This is a genomic window from Streptomyces sp. JLSY215, assembly GCF_059682825.1.
The window spans coordinates 2,786,637-2,804,730 of sequence record NZ_CM185022.1; the positions used below are offsets into that span (position 1 = coordinate 2,786,637).

The window sequence follows — 18,094 nt, forward strand, 5'->3', positions numbered from 1 at the left end:
CGGCCGCGGGCGGGGCGTCGTCAGTCGAGGTAGCCCCGCAGCTGGTCGGCGAAGGCGTGGTCGCGGAGTTTGTTGAGGGTCTTGGATTCGATCTGCCGTATCCGCTCGCGGGTGACGCCGAAGATGCGGCCGATTTCCTCCAGGGTGCGGGGGCGGCCGTCGGCGAGGCCGTAGCGGAGCTGGACGACCTTGCGTTCGCGTTCGCCGAGGGTGGACAGGACGGCGTCGAGGTGTTCGCGCAGCAGGAGGAAGGCGGCGGATTCGACGGGTGAGGCGGCGTCGCCGTCCTCGATGAGGTCGCCGAGGGCGACGTCGTCCTCCTCGCCGACGGGTGCGTGCAGGGAGACCGGCTCCTGGGCCAGGCGCAGGACCTCGCTGACGCGTTCCTCGGTGAGGTCGAGGTGGGCGGCGACCTCGTCGGGGGTGGGTTCGTAGCCGCGCTCCTGGAGCATCCGGCGCTGGACGCGGATGACGCGGTTGATCAGTTCGACGACGTGGACGGGGACGCGGATGGTGCGGGCCTGGTCGGCGAGGGCGCGGGACATGGCCTGGCGGATCCACCAGGTGGCGTAGGTCGAGAACTTGTAGCCGCGGGCGTAGTCGAATTTCTCGACGGCGCGGATCAGTCCGAGGTTTCCCTCCTGGACGAGGTCGAGCATGGTCAGGCCGCGGCCGACGTAGCGTTTGGCGACGGAGACGACGAGGCGGAGGTTGGCCTCGATCAGGCGGCGTTTGGCGATCCGGCCCAGGACCACCAACCGGTCGAGGTCGTAGGTGAGTTGGGAGTCCAGGTCGGGGGTGCCGGTGAGCTTCGCCTCGGCGAAGAGGCCGGCCTCGACGCGGCGGGCGAGTTCGACCTCCTCGGCGGCGCTGAGCAGCGGGATCCGGCCGATTTCGCGGAGGTACTGGCGGAAGAGGTCGGAGGAGGGGCCGGCCGTGTCGGGTCGGGGCGAGGGCTCCGGCGGCTCGGGATGCTCCGCGGCCTCCGGGGGCTCCGGGGCGGTCTCCTCGGTGGGCGTCTCCTCGGTGGGCGTCTCCTCGGTGGGCGTCTCGGCGGCGGGTGCCCCGGGCTGCTGTGGCACGGTGATCGGCTGTGTGGCCGCCTCCGCGGTGGCCGGCGGGTCGGCGAGGGTCCGGGTCTGCACGGGGGCGACCTCCAGGGTGATCGCTGCGAAGGCGGCAGAAAGGCCGGGTACGGATGCGGCCGAGCCGCCGTCCGTCCCGTACGTCAAGAGCGGCGGCGCGGGGGTTTCCGGATCAGGGCAACCGGACCCGCCGCGCTCCGAGGACTCAGGCACCGCTCCTCAGTGTGGGGTACGACACACGCCCGCCACGAGGGGCGTGCGTCCACTTTTTGAGTCCGTTCCGTGACCGGACGGCTACCGCAGGGTGTTGCGGGGGGTCCACGGGACGGAGGCGGTCCGAGGGGCGCTCGGACGCGGCACGCCGTGGCGGCGTTCCGGCCCCGCGGCGGGCGGGAAATGCGTTGGCGGGCCGCCGCCGGGCTGCGACGATGCCCCTGTTTCCCAGCCGGAGGACATTTGTTCGTTTTCGTATGTGCGGGATGCGGCGCCAGGCTGACCGCCCCGCTGTCCCAGGTCGCCCTGCCGCCCCACGCTCATCAGACGTACGGGAACGGGACTCAACTCCCGGTGCTCATGGAGGCGGGCACGTTCGCCGTGGACCCGGAGCCCTCGGGTCCGCCGTGGCGGAGGTGGGAGGACATCGATCCGGACGAGGCAGCGGCCCGCGGTGTCCACGCGCCGGTCGACGGTCTGCCCGACGGCCCGCCCGGCGCGATCGTCATCTCCCCCGGCGATGCCCGCGGCACGCTGCTGATCCCGGAGAAGGCCGGCGGCTACTGCTGCGGCCTCGACTGGGGCGACGGCCCCAACATGGCCTGCGAGGCGTGCGGTCTGCCCGTGGCGAGCCGGATCGACGACTGTTCGCTCTGGCAGGCGGTGTGGCTCGAACCGGGCGCCGTGCGCCGCCTGCCCGTCGCCGGCGCCGGCGACGCGCCGCTCTCCTGGGAGGAGCTGATGGCGGAGGGGGAGGGCACGCCCCCGTTCGAGCCGATCGCCAGGTGGGGGGCGCCGCTGGGGCCGGACTGCCGGTGGTCGTGGAGCCCGCGGTGGGAGGCGGCGGCCGGGCAGGCGCTCGCCCACCTGCTGGCGGCCTCGGAGGGCCGGCCGGTGACCGTCCCGGACGGCCTGGTCGGTGAAGTGTTCCAGCGCGCCCTCGACACCCTGCTGCCCGCGGGGCCGCCGGCGCGGCGCGCCGTTCTGGCCGGACCGGGACGGCCCGCCCCCGACGTGGACGCCGGCATCCTCCTCGTGCCGGCCCATCCGCGGACGGGGGAGATCTGGACGGCGGCCGGCCCGGCCTCTTCGGCGTATCCGGTGCCGCTGCCGTTCGGGGTGTGGCGGTGGCTGGCCTTCCCCGAGCCGCACCTGCCCGTCCCCGCGTCGGGCGCCATGCCCGACGGCGTCCTCCGCGACGATCCGCCCGCGCCGCGGCCCCGTCACCCGTTCCGGGCCGATTGGGGAGCGTTCGAGCGCACCCTGGTCCGGCTGCCGGCCGTCCGCAGTCCGTGGTTGCGCGAGATCCTCGCGAACCTCACGCATCAGCATCAGATGCGCGTCCGCCTCTTCTAGCGGCCGGGAGACCTAGAGAGCGGCGTAGCCGCGTTCGCGGAGGGACTGGCCGTACTGCTGGAGGACCCAGAGTTCGTTCTGTACGGCGGCGAGGTGTTCGGGGTCGGCGCGGGGGCCGAGGCGCTGGAGGGTGCCGCGGATTTCCGTGACGCGCTGATTGACGGCGGCGAGGCGGACGGCGACCAACTGGACGCCGGCGTAGGCCTCGTCGGGGTCGCGGCGGGTGTGCAGGGGCTCCACGGCGAGCTCTCTGACCATGGCGCGGACGGTGTCGTCGGCGGCGGCGTCGATGACCCGGGGGAGGTAGTCCTGGCCGGCCGACGCGGCGCCGCCGGCGTCCTCGATGCACTGGCGGACCGTGGCGTACGGCGGGGCGGTGAACTCGTCGAGCCCATAGGCGTCGAAGGCCGGGGAGACCAGGTCGGGGCGCTGGAGGGCGAGCTTGAGGAGTTCGCGTTCGACGCGGTGGGCGGGGCTGCGGAGGTTGAGGGCCGGGCCTCGGGGGGCGGCCGGCTGCTGCGGCGGCGCCTCGGCGGCCGGTGTGCGGCGGGGAGTGCGGCCGGGCTGCTGGCCGTCGCGGCCGCGTTCGCGGGCCCAGCGGGCCAGCTGGCCGACCCTGCGGACGACGAACTGGGTGTCCAGGATGCCGAGCATGCCGGCCAGCTGAACGGCGGATTCGTGCTGGATGGAGCTGTTCTTGATGTGGGCGACGATGGGGGCGGCTTCGTCGAGGGCGGCGGCGCGGCCGACGGTGGTGTCGAGGTTGTGGCGCGAGACGACATGGCGGAGGGCGAACTCGAAGAGGGGGGTGCGGGACTCGACGAGGTCGGCGACGGCCGCGTCGCCCTTGGCGAGGCGCAGATCGCAGGGGTCCATGCCACCGGGGGTGATGGCGATGGAGGTCTCGGCGGCGAACTTCTGATCGTCCTCGAAGGCGCGCAGGGCGGCCTTCTGGCCGGCGGCGTCGCCGTCGAAGGTGAAGACGACCTCGGAGCCGGAGTTGTCCATCAGGAGGCGGCGCAGGATCTTGATGTGGCCCTCACCGAAGGACGTGCCGCAGGTGGCGATGGCGGTGGTGATGCCCGCGAGGTGGCAGGCCATGACGTCGGTATAGCCCTCGACGACCACGGCGCGGTTGGTCTTGGCGATCTCCTTCTTGGCGAGGTCGATGCCGTAGAGGACCTGGGACTTGCGGTAGAGGGGGGTCTCGGGGGTGTTGAGGTATTTGGGGCCGTTGTCGTCGTCGCGGAGCTTGCGGGCGCCGAAGCCGACGACCTCGCCGGCGATATCGCGGATCGGCCACATCAGGCGGCCGCGGAAGCGGTCGATGGGGCCGCGGCGGCCTTCCTGGGAGAGGCCGGAGAGGATCAGCTCCTGGTCGCTGAAGCCGCGGCCGCGCAGGAAGCGGGTGAGGTGGTCCCAGCCGGCGGGGCTGTAGCCGACGCCGAAGTGCTGGGCGGCGGCCTGGTCGAAGCCGCGCTCGGCGAGGAAGGCGCGGCCGATCTCGGCCTCGGGGCTGTCGAGCTGGTCGACGTAGAACTGGGCGGCGGCTTTGTGGGCCTCCACCAGGCGGGTGCGTTCGCCCTGCTGGCGGCCGGGGGTGTAGCCGCCCTCTTCGTAACGCAGGGTGATGCCGGCCTGGGAGGCGAGGCGCTCGATGGTTTCGGCGAACGAGAGGTGGTCGATCTTCATGATGAAGTCGACGGTGTCGCCGCCCTCCTGGCAGCCGAAGCAGTGGTAGAGGCCCTTGGCGGGGCTGACGTGGAAGGAGGGGGACTTCTCGTCGTGGAAGGGGCACAGGCCCTTGAGGTTGCCGCCGCCGGCGTTGCGGAGCTGGAGGTACTCGGACACGACGGCGTCGATCGGGACCGCGTCCCGTACCGCCTTCACATCGTCATCGTTGATCCTGCCTGCCACGCGTGAATTCTACGGTGGGGGTCGGACAGTCCCCGCCGCGCGGCCGTCCCGGCACGGTCGTACCGCCCGGCACCGGCCCGGCGTCAGCCCGACAGCAGCTCGATGAAGCGGTCCAGGCCGATGTTGCCGCCCGAGATGATCACGCCGATACGGGGCGGGCGGGAGGGCCGTCCGGGCCGTCCGGGCACCGGGGGAAGGTCGACGCGCCGGGCGAGGAGGGCGGCGAGCGCGCTGGCGCCGCTCGGCTCGGTGACGATCTTGAGCCGCTCGAAGGCCAGCTTCATGGCGGCGCGGATGTCGTCGTCGGTGACGAGGACGATGCGGTCGAGGAGCCGCTGGTTGACGGCGAAGGTCAGATCGCCGGGCGCCTCGACGGCCTGCCCGTCGGCGATGGTGCGCGGGACGGGGATGGTGACGGGGTGGCCGGCCTCCAGGGAGCGCAGGGTGTCGTCGCCCGCCTCCGGTTCGACGCCGATCATGCGGATGCCGGGCACGAGGGCCGTGGCGGCGATGGCCGAGCCCGCCATCAGGCCGCCCCCGCCGACCGGTGCCAGCAGCGCGTCCAGCGGGCCGGTCTCCTCGATCAGCTCCAGGGCGGCGGTGCCCTGTCCGGCGATGACCTGAGGATGGTCGTACGGCGGGATCAGGGCCAGGCCGCGCTCGTCGGCCAGCCGGCGGCTGAGGGCGGTGCGGTCGCCGGTGTAGCGGTCGTAGGTGACGATCTCGGCGCCGTATCCGGCGGTGGCGTCCCGTTTGGAGCGCGGTGCGTCCTCGGGCATCACGATGACGGCGTGGCTGCCCAGCTCGCGGGCGGCCAGCGCGACCGCCTGGGCGTGGTTGCCGGAGGAGTGGGCGACGACACCGCGGGCCAGCTGCTCCGGGGAGAGCCGGGAGAGGGCGTTGTAGGCGCCGCGGAATTTGAAGGCGCCGATCCGCTGGAAGTTCTCGCATTTGAGGTGGACCTCGGCGCCGACCAGCGCGTCCAGGGTCCGCGAGCGCAGCACGGGCGTGCGGTGGGCGATGCCCGCCAGCCGGCCGGCGGCGTCCCGGACGTCATCGAGGGTGACGGCCGGGACGGCTGCGCCGGGGCCGGTGGCGCCGGGGGTCGTACGCGCGGTCATACGGGCACGCTACGGGAGCAGCGAGTCCAGCGGAACCTCCGGATCGGCCAGCGCGCCGGTGTCCAACGGCGTTCCGGCGCGGATCAGTTGCTGAATGGTGTCGCTGACGTCCCAGACGTTGACGTTCATGCCTGCCAGGAGGCGGCCCTCGGAAAGCCAGAAGGCGATGAACTCCCGCTTGCCGACGTCGCCCCGGCACACCACCTGGTCGTAGGAGCCGGGCGGTGCGTAGCCGGAGTACTCCATGCCCAGGTCGTACTGGTCGGAGAAGAAGTACGGGATGCGGTCGTAGCTGACGTCCTGGCCGAGCATGGCGCGGGCGGCGGCGGGGCCGCCGTTGAGGGCGTTGGCCCAGTGTTCGACGCGGATCCGGCCGTCGAGGAGGGGGTGGTCGGCGGCCGCGACGTCGCCGGCGGCGTAGATGTGCGGGTCGGAGGTGCGCAGGGTGGCGTCGACGGCGATGCCGCCGCCGTCCGCGCGGTCGACGAGGGCGAGGCCGGCCTGCTGGGCGAGTGCGGTGCGCGGGGCGGCGCCGATGGCGGCGAGCACGTCGTGGGCGGGGTGTTCCTCGCCGTCGTCGGTGCGGACCGCGAGCACCATGCCGTCCTGGCCGACGATCTCGGTGAAGCGGGCGCCGAAGTGGAAGCGGACGCCGTGTTCGCGGTGCAGGTCGGTGAACATCGCGCCGATTTCGGGGCCTAGGACGCCGTGCAGCGGTGTCGGCGCGGACTCGACGACGGTCACCTCGGCGCCGTAGGAGCGGGCGGCGGCGGCGACCTCCAGGCCGATCCAGCCGGCGCCGGCGATGACGAGGTGGCCGTTCCGCTTCGCTCCGCCTCGGCTCTCCGCTGCCTCTTCGGGTGCCGAGCTGTCGCGGCCGAGCGAGGCCAGTACGCCGCGCAGGAGTTCGGCGTGGGCGAGGCGGCGCAGGTGGTGCACTCCGGCGAGTCCCGTGCCGGGGATGTCCAGGCGGCGGGGTTCGGCGCCGGTGGCGAGCAGCAGCTTGTCGTAGGCGATCAGGGTGCCGTCGCCGAGGCGTACGGTCCTGGCCGCGGCGTCCAGGTGGACGGCGGGCTGGCCGAGGTGCAGTTCGATGTGTGCCTGGGCGTACCAGGCGGGTTCGTGGACGAAGACGCTGTCCCGCTCCTCCTTGCCGAGCAGATACCCCTTGGAGAGCGGGGGGCGTTCGTAGGGGTGGTCGCGCTCGTCACAGATGAGGATCACCCGGCCGGTGAAGCCCTCCGAGCGGAGCGTCTCGGCTGCCTTCGCCCCGGCCAGGCCACCTCCGACGATGACGAACGTCTGGTGTGCGTCGACCACTTGCTTCCTCCTCGTTGCGGTGCCGTACGGCCGCGTCCGCGTCCGTGAACGCCCCGGTGCTGCCCCCGTTTTCCTGCCCCCCGTTCTCCGCCCTCCGCTTCCTTGCGTGCGTGCGCTTCCTCGGCTGCGTTTCCCCAAGCCCCTTGGGCTCCGTGAATTCCTTGGGTCCCTTCCCCGTGTTGATGGATCCGGCGCCGTCGGGGTTCCCCGTGCGGAACGGACGTGTTCGAGCGTCCCGCACGGAGGGTGAGGGCGGAAGGGGGACTTCCTCCCCAGGATCACCCTGGGTTGCCCTAAGCGTTACCAGGGCGACGCGTGAGGCGGGCGTGAAGAGACCGCGCCGAGGCGTCGGTGAGGGCCGCGATCTGGTCGACGACGGCCCGCATCCGGGCGGTGTCGTCCCCGGCGGCGTCGAACAGCGAACGGAACTGCGGATCAAGGCCGTCGGGGGCGCGGGAGAGCAGCGCCTCGCCGAGTTCGGCGATGACGATGCGCTGGTCGGCCCGGAGGGCTTCCTGGTCGGGGCGCTGCATGACGTACCGGTCGGCGACGGCTTTCAAAACGGCGCATTCCAGCCGTGTTTCGTCCGGAACCACCAGCTGCGCGGCGTAACGGGTGAGGCGTCCGGTGCCCCAGGCGGCCCGGGTGGCGCCCTCGGCGGCCAGGCAGAAGCGGCCGATGAGCTGGCTGGTGGCGTCCTTGAGGCGGGCCTGGGCGAGCGCCGTGCCGTCGTAGCCGTGCGGCCACCACTCCTGCTCCAGGAGGCGGTCCAGGGCGGCGGCCAGCTCCTCGATGCCGGCGCCGGGCGCATAGCGCTCGGCGGCGACCGCGAAGATCTCGGCGCGTTCGGCGTCGGCGAGCAGGAGGTTGGGGTCGAGATGGCCGGCGTGCAGGCCGTCCTCGACGTCGTGCACCGAGTACGCCACATCGTCGGACCAGTCCATGACCTGCGCCTCGAAGCTGCGCGCGGCGGCGGGCGCGCCCTGCCGGAACCAGTCGAAGACCGGCAGGTCGTCCGCGTAGACGCCGAACTTCGAGGAGGCGGGGTCGGTGGGGTGCGCGCCGCGCGGCCAGGGGTATTTGGTGGCGGCGTCCAGGGTGGCGCGGGTGAGGTTGAGGCCGACGCTGACGGTCGTGCCGTCCGGGGCGGGCACGAACCGCTTGGGCTCCAGGCGGGCCAGCAGCCGCAGCGACTGGGCGTTCCCTTCGAAGCCGCCGCAGGGCGCGGCCACTTCGTTGAGGGCCTGCTCGCCGTTGTGCCCGAAGGGCGGGTGGCCGAGGTCGTGCGCCAGGCAGGCGGCCTCGACCAGGTCCGGGTCGCAGCCGAGGGCGGCGCCCAGTTCGCGGCCCACCTGGGCGCATTCCAGGGAGTGGGTCAGCCGGGTGCGGGGGCTGGCGTCCCAGGCGTGGGTGAGGGTGCCGGGGGTGACGACCTGGGTCTTGCCGGCCAGGCGGCGCAGCGCGGCGGAGTGCAGGACGCGCGCCCGGTCGCGCTGAAAGGCCGTGCGGCCGGGGCGTTTGTCGGGCTCGGCGACCCAGCGTTCGGCGTCCGCCTCGGTGTAGCCCAGGGTGCCGGGGGCCTGGCCGGTTGTCGATGGTGTGCCCGTCATACAGCGACGGTAGCCGCCTTGATGCCGTGCGGGCCGGATCCGGTACGCGCCAGGAGCAGGCGGCGTCACGCCCCCCAGCTACGGACAGCAACCAGCGACGGCCCCTGCCCCGGTCCACCACGGCGTACGGTGCCGCGCCTGGTCATAGCGGTGGAGCACGAGCCGGGCCAGGGCGGGGTGGTCGCCGAGGGGCGCGGCGGCGATGCGGGGGGCGTGTCGGGCGCACTGGGTGGCGAAGCGGCCGGGGGCGGTGAAGCAGGCGGCGACGGCTATGCGGTCGTGGCCGCGGTCGGTGAGCAGACGGACGGCTTCGGGGACGGTGGGGGTGGCGGCAGACGCGTGAGCGGCGAGTACGGGTATGCCGCCCAGCCGGGTCGAGAGGAGCCGGCCGATGCGGGCGGTGTCCTCGGTGGAGCGCGCGGCCCGGGAGCCGGCCGAGGCCAGGACGACGGCGGTGCGGGGGCGGGCGGGCGCCTGCGGGAAGCCGGCCTCCAGGAGGCGGTCGTGCAGCGCCTCCGCCAGCAGGGGGTGCGGGCCCAGCGGCGCGGCGATCCGGCCGTCCAGGTGGGGCGCGGCCGCCAGGGCGGCGGGCAGGTCGTGGGTGACGTGGTGGCCGTGGCCGAACAGCAGCGGTACGAGGACGGCCGCGCCGCGCAGTGCGTCGAGGGTGTCGGCGAGCAGCGGCCGGTTCAGCTCGATGTGGCCGAGCCGCACGGGCAGGCCGGGGCGCAGCGCGCGGACCCGGTCGAGCAGGGCGCGGGCGGTGGGGAGGGCGCGCGGGTCGCGGCTGCCGTGGGCGACGGCGACCAGGGTGGGGGCGGTGTCGCCGGGGGCGGGTGCGGGGCGTGGCGGCCGCCGGAAGCCGTGCAGCCGGACCCGGCTGAGCTGGGTGCTCAGCTGGGCGGTGATCTCGGTGGCGAGGCCGGCCGGTCCCAGGGGCACGGGGTCGCGGTCCCCGACGGCCCCGGGTGCGGTGGAGTCGTCGCACGGGGCGAGGTCGATCGGGGCGGCCGGCGGGGCGGGCTGGTGCGCTGTCGGCTCCGTCATGGCGGGAGCGTGGCAGCCGGTCGTTGCGGTTCCGTTTCGCGGCAGCGACATCCGTGTGCCGTTCCAGCGACCGGGCCGGGGTGCGTTGGTGCCGCGGGGGGGGGCCGGAGGGGACGCACGGGTGTCCGTCCTCGGGCCGGGCGCTTCTGGTCCGTAGGAAGGGCGGCCCCCCGTTCGCTCCGGTCCCTGCGGGCGGACACCCGTACATCCCCTCCGGCCTACGTGTCCCGTCTGCGGCCCGGTGGCACTGCCCGTCCCGGCCCAGGGAGACGACGGGTACGCCTCATCGCCTCGCCCCGTGCCGTAACAGCGATCGGTACGGCGGGACGGTCGCCCGCGTCGGCCGCCGGAGGGGATGTCCCGTAACCCGCCCGCAGGGACCGGAGCGGACGCCGGGGTTCCTGTGTCCGGGACCAGAAGCGCCCGGCCCGAGGACGGGTTACGGGGCGTCCCCTCCGGCCCCACCCACCAAGCCACCGCGAACCGGCCCCGGCCCTACGGCCCCACCCAGGAGGACGGGTTACGAGGCGCCCCCGCAGCCCCCGCCGCCTAGTGCGCCTCGATCTCCTTCAGATAGGCCGCCCGCGTCTCCTCGTCCAGGAACGACGCCTTGAAGGAGTTGCGGGCGAGGGTGCGCAGCGTCGCGTCGTCGAGGCCGAGGGCGTCGCGTACCGCGGTGAAGTTGTCGTGTGCGTAGCCGCCGAAGTAGGCCGGGTCGTCGGAGTTGACGGTGACCAGGAGGCCGGCGTCGAGCATCGCGGGGAGCGGGTGGTCGGCGAGGTCGTCGATGACGCGGAGCCGGACGTTGGAGAGGGGGCAGACGGTGAGCGGGATCTGGTCGGCCACGAGGCGTGCCACCAGGCGCTCGTCCTCCAGGGAGCGCACGCCGTGGTCGATGCGGTCCACGCCGAGGACGTCCAGGGCCTCCCAGACGTAGGCGGGCGGCCCCTCCTCGCCCGCGTGCGCCACGCACTTGAGTCCGGCCTCCCGTGCCAGCGCGTAGACCTCCTTGAACTTCGACGGCGGGTGCCCGACCTCGGCCGAGTCCAGGCCGACGGCCGTGATCCGGTCGAGGTGGGGGCGGGCCGCCTCGAAGGTCGCCAGGGCCGATTCGGCGCTCTCGTCGCGCAGGAAGCACATGATGAGCCGGGTGGTGATGCCGTACGTCTCCTGGGCGGCGTCCAGGGCGCGGGACAGCCCGCGGATGACCGTGCCGATCGGGACGCCGCGGGCGGTGTGCGCCTGCGGGTCGAAGAAGATCTCGGCGTGCCGGACGCCCTGCTCCTTGGCGCGCGCAAGGTAGGCGTGGGTGAGGTCCGCGAAGTCGTCCTCGGTGCGCAGTACGGCCATCAGCGCGTAGTAGAGGTTGAGGAAGGACTGCAGGTCGGTGAAGGAGTAGGCGCGGCGCAGCTCGTCCTGGGTGGCGTACGGGAGGGTGACGCCGTTGCGTTCGGCGAGGGCGAAGGCCAGCTCGGGTTCCAGGGTGCCTTCGATGTGGAGGTGCAGTTCCGCCTTGGGCAGCGGCTTCGCGGCGGCTGCGGCGGAAGGGCCGGACGAGGGAGACGAAGGGGGCGGGGAGGAAGGCACGCGGGTCACACCTGTTCTGCGGTACGGGAGGGGTCCTCGGTACGCGAGGGATTGTCCAGGTTAGCGGCGGGCCGGTCCGGGCCGGGATCCCGCTCCGGGGCCGCCGCGGCGCCCTGCCAGCAACCGCCTTCGATGAGGGTCCCGCTGGCGCGCAGCCGGGCGGCGAGAGGTGCGGCCGCCAAGTAGACCCAGGCGCGTTCGGTGCCGCCGTCGGGGCGGACGGCTTCGGTGACCACCCGCTCGTAGAGGTTCTCCGGGTCGCCGGGGGCGTAGCCCTCCAGCCGGTCCAGGACCGCGCGCACCTCGTCGTAGTCGGCGTCGCGGGGCAGGATGAGGGTGCCGTGGACGACCGCGTCCGGGGGCCCGGCTATCGCGTACGGATATCCGGGGCCGTCGTAGAGCAGCGCGCCGGTGATCCGGGCGGGCTCCTCGGTGGCGGTGCGGCCGCGCAGTGTCCAGGCGTGGTTGGCCTCGCCGGGGCGCAGCGTTCCGTAGACGAAGAACGGCAGCCGCTCGGGGTCGGTGGTCATGGGCGGTCGGTCCTTTCCAGGGGTGCCGGGTGCCAGGGGCTGTCTGAGCTGTGGTGTTGTGTCCCCAGTGCAACCCTGCCGGGCCGCTGGTGCAACCATCACCGGCCCCGGGGCGTCGCAGCTTGCGACGACGATCACCAGTGCGGGACGGGAACCGGTCACCACCGGGAACGGGGGCGGGAGATGCCAGGGCAGGGGCCGGGGTCTGCGGGGCGGAGAGGCGAGGGGGCGCGCCGGATACGGCTGCCGCGGACCCGGCGGGGGTGGCGCCGCGCCTACCAGGCCGTGGTGGCGCTGACGGTGCTGGCGCTGGCGCCCGCGACGTGGATGAACGCCACGGGCGGTCCCCGGGTCCGTACGGTCGCCGAGGCGCCCGCCGCCCCGGTTGCCGTGGTCTTCGGCGCGGGTCTGTGGGACGGCAAGCCGTCGCCGTATCTCGCCCATCGCCTGGACGCGGCGGCCGACCTCTACGCCCGCGGCACGGTCCGCGCCGTCCTGGTGACCGGCGACAACAGCACCCACGACTACGACGAGCCGGACGCGATGCGCGGCTATCTGCTGCGGCACGGCGTCCCGGCCCGGAAGATCGTCAGCGATTACGCGGGCTTCGACACCTGGGACTCGTGCAGCCGCGCGCACCGGATCTTCGGCGTGAACCGTGCGGTGCTGGTCAGCCAGGGCTTTCACATCCGGCGGGCGCTGGCCCTGTGCGAGGCGGCCGGGATCGATGCGTACGGCGTCGGGGTCGCCGCCACACACGATGTGACGTGGGCCTATGGCGGTGTGCGGGAGATCTTCGCGGCGGGGAAGGCGGCGGCGGACGCGGTGCTGCGGCCCGATCCGCATTTCCTGGGGCCGCGCGAGAAGGGCGTGGCGGAGGCGCTCCGTTAGGCCTGTCCGGTGGGGCAGGTCCTTGGCGGGGCGCCTCCGCCGGGCCTTCTCAGCTTTCCTGGATGGCGCGGGCGTACAGGTCGAAGATGGCGGCGTCGAAGTAGGGGCTGTAGGAGGTGCGGTCGCTGTGCGGGCCGGTCGGGCCGCCGCCGTTGAGGCCGCCGATCAGGCCGATGATCCGGCCCGTGCGGGTGCGCTCGTCGTAGTGCGACAGCCAGGGGCTGCCCGATGTGCCGCCGTAGAACCCGCCGCATTCCATGCGCAGTTGACGCGTGCCGGTCAGCCGGGTGGTGCGGGTGTCGCAGCGTACGGCGCGGTCCTGCGGGTCGTTGCGGACGCTGGGGTAGCCGATGACGGTGACCTTGTTGGTGTATCCGGGGGTGGCGGCAAGGGTGTTGCCGCCGGTGACCGATTCGACGGTACGGCCCTGGTCGTCGGGTGCGACGGTCGCGAACGCGAAGTCGAGGTCGGCGCCGTCCCCGGTGGTGCCGCGGTCGGCGTAGTCGAAGGTCTCGCCGATCGCCCAGATCCCGTACGGCTGGGTGGTGGCGCCGGACCGGTACTGCGGGACGAAGGCCGCGCGCTTGCCCGGGTTGCAGTGGCCCGCGGTGAGGATCAGATTGCCCTGCGGGCTGTGCACCACGCTGGCGGTGCAGTGGTGCGTCTTCGCGTCGCTGTCGACGGTGAACAGCACGCCGACGGACGGGACGCCGCCGAAGTGGCGTGCGGTGGGCGCGAGTTGCGGCCTGGCCGGGGGCCGCGCGACGGCCCCGGCGGGCGGGACGGGCGCGGTGCGGGGCCGGCCCTTGCCGGGGGCGTGCGCTATGGCGGCTGCCATCCGCGCGGGCGTCCAGTAGGCGGCGGCGTCCTTGCTGGTCCAGGGCGTGCGGGCGGTCCCGTCGTGGCCGCCGTCGACCGCGCCGTCGTCCAGTACTCCGTCCAGTGTTCCGCCGACCGGGCCGTCGGTCGTGCCGGCGGCCATGGCCACACCGCCGACCGGTGCCGCCGCCAGGCCCAGCGTGACGCCGAGCGCGACGGCCGCCGTCCTCCCCCATCGCTGCCGCATCAGTTCGTCTCCTTCGCAACCCAGGCCAGGTAGCCGGCGCCGCCCCGGGTGATCGGGGTGGCGATGATCTCGGGCGTCTCGTAGTCGTGCGCGTCGAGGAGATAGGCCTCCAGCGCCTCGTACCGCGCGGCCGCCGTCTTGAACAGCACCTGCCATTCCTGGCTGGTCTCGACGACGCCCTCCCACCGGTAGACCGAGGTCACCGGCGCCCCGATCTGCGCGCAGGCCGCGAGCCGGCCCTCGATCGCGCCGCGCGCCAGCCGCTCGGCCTTGTGCGCGCCGTCGGTGGTCGTCATGACGGTCAGGAAGCGGGCCGACTGCCCGCCCGGATCGGTCAGTTCGGGGGGCTGCAACGGTTCGGGGTCGGCCACGGTGCGCATCCTTCGCGGTGGGGGGCAGGGGCGGATCTCGGTCGACGGCGTACGGGGTGATCGCCCCGCAATCGTACGGACCGTGATCACCGCTGCGGCCATGACGGGCCGCCCCTTGGCGGGCATGCACCCGTACGCCCCCGTTTGACCGTGATCACCCCGTCCCATACCGGAACGCCCCGGTTGCGGCAACCGGTGCAGCGGGAAGGATGGAAGGGGAGCCTGCCACCGGCCCACACGGAAAGGCCCGTGCCATGAACGACCTGTATGCCCTCACCCGTGACCAGCTCGATGACGCCAGGGCCTCCGCGCACGGCCGCAGCGCCCATCTCTTCCTGCACGACGGCCCGCTGCGGCAGACCGTGATCGCGCTGATCGCGGGCGCCTCACTGGACGAGCACAACGCGCCGCCGGCGGCGAGCCTGCAGGTACTGAAGGGGCAGGTCCGGCTGGTCGGGCCGCATGGGAGCCAGGAGCTGAGAGCGGGTCAGGTCATCGCGATCCCGCACGAGCGGCACGGTCTGCGGGCCCTCGAGGACTCCGCGGTGATGCTGACGGCCGTGACGGAGGTGGCGCCGCGGGCGCGCGGCGCGGTGATGGCGGCGGCCGCGCGGGGTTGAGCGCAGCGGCAGGCCCGCAGCCCAGTACCCCGCACCCCGACCTCTGATTTTTTTTGAGCTTCACGTTTTTCTGAATCTTGCGTATCATCGACAGCATGAATCCGGAGCCGGACACCAAGGTGCAGCTGACCGAGGAGAAGGAAACCCTCCTCGCCACCCTCTACGGCCGTGCGGTCGACAGCCGCGCGAAGCGGCCGATCCTCGGCGACACCACCGCCGCCGACACCGTGCGGCGGCTCGACTACGACTTCGGCAAGCTGCGCATGGGCCCCGGCGACGCGGCCGGAGTGGCGCTGCGGGCCCGGCAGTTGGACAGGTGGACCGCGCGCTTCCTCGCCGCGCACGAGGAGGCCACGGTCGTCCACCTGGGCTGCGGGCTCGACACCCGCGTCCACCGCCTCGCCCCCGGGCCCGGCGTGCGGTGGTACGACGTCGACTACCCCGAAGTCATCGAGCTGCGCGACACGCTGTACCCGGAGTGCCGGGAGCGCGCGGGCTACACCGCCGTCGCCGCATCCGTCACCGATCCCGCGTGGACGGCGCAGCTGCCCGCCGACCGGCCCGCGATGATCGTCGCCGAGGGCCTGCTGATGTATCTGACCGAGGAGGACGGCACGGCCCTGCTGCGGCGGCTGATGGCACACGTACCGGGCGGGGAGCTGGCCTTCGACGCCTTCAGCAGGTTCGCCATCCGGACGCAGTGGCTCAACCGCGTGGTGGTCAACGCCGGCGCGACGCTGCACTGGGGCACGGACGCCGCGGGCGTGGCGGCGCTCAGCCCGGAGCTGGAGATCGTCGAGAACATCGGCGCCCTGGAGATACCCGGGATCGAGAAGCTGCCGGGGGCCTACCGGGCGGCGGCGCGGCTGACGGGGCTCCTGCCCGGTGTGCGGGACATGGCCCGGATGTACCACTGCCGCTTCTGAGCGCCGACGGCCGCCACGAAGGCCGCCGCGGCGGCCGCTCCCCCGGCCTCAGGCCAGCCACTGGTCGAAGGCCAGCTTGCACAGCAGCGCGATGACCACGGCCACCAGCACACCCCGCACGAAGCCCGCGCCGCGCTTGAGCGCCATCCGGGCTCCCACCAGGCCGCCGACGAGATTGAACAGCGCGAAGAGCGCGCCCAGTTGCCACAGCACGGTGCCCTGGATCGCGAACATCGTCAGCGCGCCGATGTTGGTGCAGACATTGATGATCTTGGACATGGCGGAGGAGGTGACCAGGTCCATGTGCAGGATGGCGGTGAGGGCGACGACCAGGAAGGCGCCGGTGCCGGGTCCGATCAGGCCGTCGTAGAAGCCGATGCCCAGCCCGGCGACGAGGATCGCGGCCACCACCCGCCGCCGGGTGACCGGCTCCGAGGGCGCCGGGGCGGTCCCGAAGGCCGGCCGGAAAAGGACGAACGCCAGCACGGCGAGGAGTACGGCCATGATCAGCGGCCGCAGCACCGCGCTGTTGATACCCGCCGCGAAGAACGCCCCGCCCAGCGATCCCGCCATCGCGGCGAGCCCGATCCGCAGCGCGGTCCGGACATCGATCGGCGCCTTGCGGACGTAGGTGACGGCGGCCGCGGTGGTGCCGACGATGGCCGTGGACTTGTTGGTACCCAGCACGTACGCGGCGGGGGTGTGCGGCAGTCCGACCAGCAGGGCGGGCAGCATGAGCAGTCCGCCGCCACCCACCACGGCGTCGATCCAGCCGGCGGCGAGGGCGGCCACCGAGAGCAGGCTCAGGGTGAGCAGCGATATGTCATGGGGCACCAGGTGATCTTACGGACGGGACGGCGTCGTCCGGGGTGAAAGCCCTGAAGGCGGGGTGCGGGGGCTACGGCGCGGCCTGTGGCTCGGGGGCGGTGTGGCTCGCCGGGGCCCGGTCCGGGGCGGGCGGGGCGGCCGGGGCCACCGTCAGGGAGACCAGGGTGGCGGTGACGGCGCTCGCCCCCGCCAGACAGGCGGCGAGCTGACGGCGGGCCCGGAGGGTGGCGGCCGGGAGGGTCCGTGGTTTGCGGTGTCGGGCCATGGTGTCCAAGTCCTGGAGGGCGGGCGGCGGTTCAGAAGGTGAAGCGTTCCGTGTGGATGCGGGGAGACGGGACGCCCGCCCGTTTCAGGGCACTGATCGCGGAGGCGGTCATGCCGGGCGGGCCGCACAGATACACATCGTGTTCGGGCAGGTCGGGGACGAGGTTGCGCAGGGCGCGGGGGGCCAGGGGGTCGAACGGGCCGTCGGAGGGGCCGAGGAGGTAGTGGAGGGCGGCGCCGCGGGCGGCGGCGATGGCTTCGAGTTCGTCGCGCAGCACCAGCCGGTCGGCGTGGCCGGCGCGGTAGAGGAGGGTGAGGTCTCCGGGGCCGCCGGGGAGGGTCTCGAAGAGGGCGCGCATCGGGGTGATGCCGACGCCGCCGGCGAGCAGCAGGACCTTGCGGCGGGTGCGCCGGTGGGCGGTCAGGGCGCCGAACGGGCCGGTGGCCAGCACCCGTACGCCGGGGCGCAGCCGGCGGATCCGGCGGGTGTGGTCGCCGCACACCTTGACGGTGATGCGGAGGGTGTCGTTCCGGGGTGGGGCGGAGAGCGAGAAGGGCAGGGCCGTACGCCACAGCCGGCGGTCCAGGAAGCGCCAGCGGAAGAACTGGCCCGGCTCGGCGCGCAGCGCGTCCAGGGCGAGGCCCTGCATGACGAGGGAGACGACGTCCGGTCCCTCGGTGCGGACCTCGACGATGCGGAGGCTGTGGCGCAGGGCCTGGCGTACCGGCACGATCAGCCGGTACCAGGCCAGCAGGACCCCGACGGTGGTGTGCAGCAGCGTCCACAGCCAGGCGGCGAGCGGCCCGCCGGCCAGGTCGGGGCCGGCGAGCTGGTGGCCGAAGGCGAGGGCGGCGCCGAGATAGGCCGGCAGGTGGAAGGCGCGCCAGGTCTCGTGGCGGACGCGGCGGCGCAGCGCACGGGCGGAGGACAGGCCGACCGCGGCCAGCAGCGCGGTGCCGGCGGTGGCCGCGGCCAGGGCCGGATAGCGCAGCAGGCCGGCGGTGGCGGCGAGCAGATCGGTGCCGGTGTGCGCGCTGTAGGCGCAGAGCGCGAGGGCCGCGTGCACCAGGCAGAGGGTGAGGACGGAGCGTCCGCCGAGGGCGTGCCAGCGGGCCAGCCGGTCGGCGCCGACGCCGTGTTCGAGGGCGGGCACGCGGGCCATCAGCAGCAGCATGACGAGGATGCCGTACGCCGCGAGCAGTCCGCTGAGGTGCGCGAAGGTGGCGAACAGCGCGTCGAGGCGCAGCGACGGGGCGGCCTGCACCAGCCAGAGGGCGACGACCGGCACGGCACCCGCGGCCAGCCCGGTGAGCAGGGCGCGCGGTGAGGTCCGCAGGGGCG

At 73.6% G+C, this 18,094-nt stretch carries 17 protein-coding genes; 4 read left to right on the forward strand and 13 right to left on the reverse strand.

Going from position 1 to position 18,094, the window contains the following annotated elements; all coding sequences use genetic code 11:
- Nucleotides 1-20: 20 nt before the first annotated feature.
- Complete coding sequence (locus AC5677_RS12500; protein WP_497195108.1) at nucleotides 21-1,298, reverse strand: RNA polymerase sigma factor; 1,278 nt, start codon at nucleotides 1,296-1,298, stop codon at nucleotides 21-23.
- A 243-nt stretch (nucleotides 1,299-1,541) separates the two neighbouring features.
- Here AC5677_RS12500 and AC5677_RS12505 point away from each other — a divergent pair, with 243 nt between their 5' ends.
- Nucleotides 1,542-2,654 carry a hypothetical protein gene (locus tag AC5677_RS12505; protein ID WP_497195109.1) on the forward strand — a complete coding sequence of 371 codons (1,113 nt, stop codon included), beginning with the start codon at nucleotides 1,542-1,544 and terminating at the stop codon, nucleotides 2,652-2,654.
- A 12-nt stretch (nucleotides 2,655-2,666) separates the two neighbouring features.
- Here AC5677_RS12505 and dnaG read toward each other — a convergent pair whose 3' ends face one another.
- The 7 genes from dnaG to AC5677_RS12540 form a co-directional block, all read right to left on the reverse strand.
- Entirely contained in the window at nucleotides 2,667-4,571 is a 1,905-nt protein-coding gene (dnaG, locus tag AC5677_RS12510) for a DNA primase (protein WP_497195110.1), read from the reverse strand.
- Between the two features lie 83 nt (nucleotides 4,572-4,654).
- Nucleotides 4,655-5,692: a pyridoxal-phosphate dependent enzyme gene (locus AC5677_RS12515; RefSeq protein WP_497195111.1), complete on the reverse strand. Its 1,038-nt coding sequence runs from the start codon at nucleotides 5,690-5,692 to the stop codon at nucleotides 4,655-4,657.
- Between the two features lie 9 nt (nucleotides 5,693-5,701).
- Nucleotides 5,702-7,012 (reverse strand): NAD(P)/FAD-dependent oxidoreductase, encoded by a 1,311-nt coding sequence (locus AC5677_RS12520; RefSeq protein WP_497195112.1) that lies wholly within the window; start codon nucleotides 7,010-7,012, stop codon nucleotides 5,702-5,704.
- 293 nt (nucleotides 7,013-7,305) lie between these two features.
- Nucleotides 7,306-8,622: a deoxyguanosinetriphosphate triphosphohydrolase gene (locus AC5677_RS12525; RefSeq protein ID WP_497195113.1), complete on the reverse strand. Its 1,317-nt coding sequence runs from the start codon at nucleotides 8,620-8,622 to the stop codon at nucleotides 7,306-7,308.
- Between the two features lie 78 nt (nucleotides 8,623-8,700).
- The gene (locus AC5677_RS12530; protein ID WP_497195114.1) at nucleotides 8,701-9,669 is read right to left on the reverse strand and encodes a sirohydrochlorin chelatase; all 969 of its coding nucleotides are present in this window, start codon (nucleotides 9,667-9,669) and stop codon (nucleotides 8,701-8,703) included.
- A gap of 549 nt (nucleotides 9,670-10,218) precedes the next feature.
- The gene (locus tag AC5677_RS12535; RefSeq protein WP_497196596.1) at nucleotides 10,219-11,190 is read right to left on the reverse strand and encodes an adenosine deaminase; all 972 of its coding nucleotides are present in this window, start codon (nucleotides 11,188-11,190) and stop codon (nucleotides 10,219-10,221) included.
- 71 nt (nucleotides 11,191-11,261) lie between these two features.
- The gene (locus AC5677_RS12540) at nucleotides 11,262-11,786 is read right to left on the reverse strand and encodes a gamma-glutamylcyclotransferase family protein (protein ID WP_497195115.1); all 525 of its coding nucleotides are present in this window, start codon (nucleotides 11,784-11,786) and stop codon (nucleotides 11,262-11,264) included.
- Between the two features lie 183 nt (nucleotides 11,787-11,969).
- Between AC5677_RS12540 and AC5677_RS12545 the strand changes: the two genes are divergently transcribed.
- Entirely contained in the window at nucleotides 11,970-12,677 is a 708-nt protein-coding gene (locus tag AC5677_RS12545) for a SanA/YdcF family protein (protein ID WP_497195116.1), read from the forward strand.
- Between the two features lie 49 nt (nucleotides 12,678-12,726).
- On the opposite strand, the gene AC5677_RS12550 is transcribed toward AC5677_RS12545, so the two are convergent.
- Nucleotides 12,727-13,743, reverse strand: coding sequence for a trypsin-like serine peptidase (locus AC5677_RS12550; RefSeq protein WP_497195117.1), 1,017 nt, complete (start codon nucleotides 13,741-13,743; stop codon nucleotides 12,727-12,729).
- A complete protein-coding gene (gene cutA / locus AC5677_RS12555) occupies nucleotides 13,743-14,114 on the reverse strand; it encodes a divalent-cation tolerance protein CutA (RefSeq protein ID WP_497195118.1) in 372 nt (123 codons plus the stop codon). Before cutA ends, AC5677_RS12550 begins: the two co-directional genes overlap by 1 nt.
- Before the next feature lie 254 nt (nucleotides 14,115-14,368).
- On the opposite strand from cutA, the gene AC5677_RS12560 reads away from it, so the two are divergent.
- Together AC5677_RS12560 and AC5677_RS12565 are read left to right on the forward strand one after the other, a co-directional pair.
- Complete coding sequence (locus AC5677_RS12560) at nucleotides 14,369-14,734, forward strand: cupin domain-containing protein (protein ID WP_497195119.1); 366 nt, start codon at nucleotides 14,369-14,371, stop codon at nucleotides 14,732-14,734.
- Nucleotides 14,735-14,829: 95 nt separating this feature from the next.
- Nucleotides 14,830-15,660 (forward strand): class I SAM-dependent methyltransferase, encoded by an 831-nt coding sequence (locus AC5677_RS12565; protein ID WP_497195120.1) that lies wholly within the window; start codon nucleotides 14,830-14,832, stop codon nucleotides 15,658-15,660.
- Between the two features lie 48 nt (nucleotides 15,661-15,708).
- On the opposite strand, the gene AC5677_RS12570 is transcribed toward AC5677_RS12565, so the two are convergent.
- The 3 genes from AC5677_RS12570 to AC5677_RS12580 all read right to left on the reverse strand — a co-directional run bounded on the left by AC5677_RS12570 (nucleotide 15,709) and on the right by AC5677_RS12580 (nucleotide 18,089).
- Complete coding sequence (locus AC5677_RS12570) at nucleotides 15,709-16,494, reverse strand: sulfite exporter TauE/SafE family protein (protein ID WP_497195121.1); 786 nt, start codon at nucleotides 16,492-16,494, stop codon at nucleotides 15,709-15,711.
- Nucleotides 16,495-16,558: 64 nt separating this feature from the next.
- Nucleotides 16,559-16,753, reverse strand: coding sequence for a hypothetical protein (locus tag AC5677_RS12575; protein WP_497195122.1), 195 nt, complete (start codon nucleotides 16,751-16,753; stop codon nucleotides 16,559-16,561).
- Between the two features lie 31 nt (nucleotides 16,754-16,784).
- Nucleotides 16,785-18,089: a ferredoxin reductase family protein gene (locus tag AC5677_RS12580; protein ID WP_497196597.1), complete on the reverse strand. Its 1,305-nt coding sequence runs from the start codon at nucleotides 18,087-18,089 to the stop codon at nucleotides 16,785-16,787.
- Between the last annotated feature and the right edge of the window lie 5 nt (nucleotides 18,090-18,094).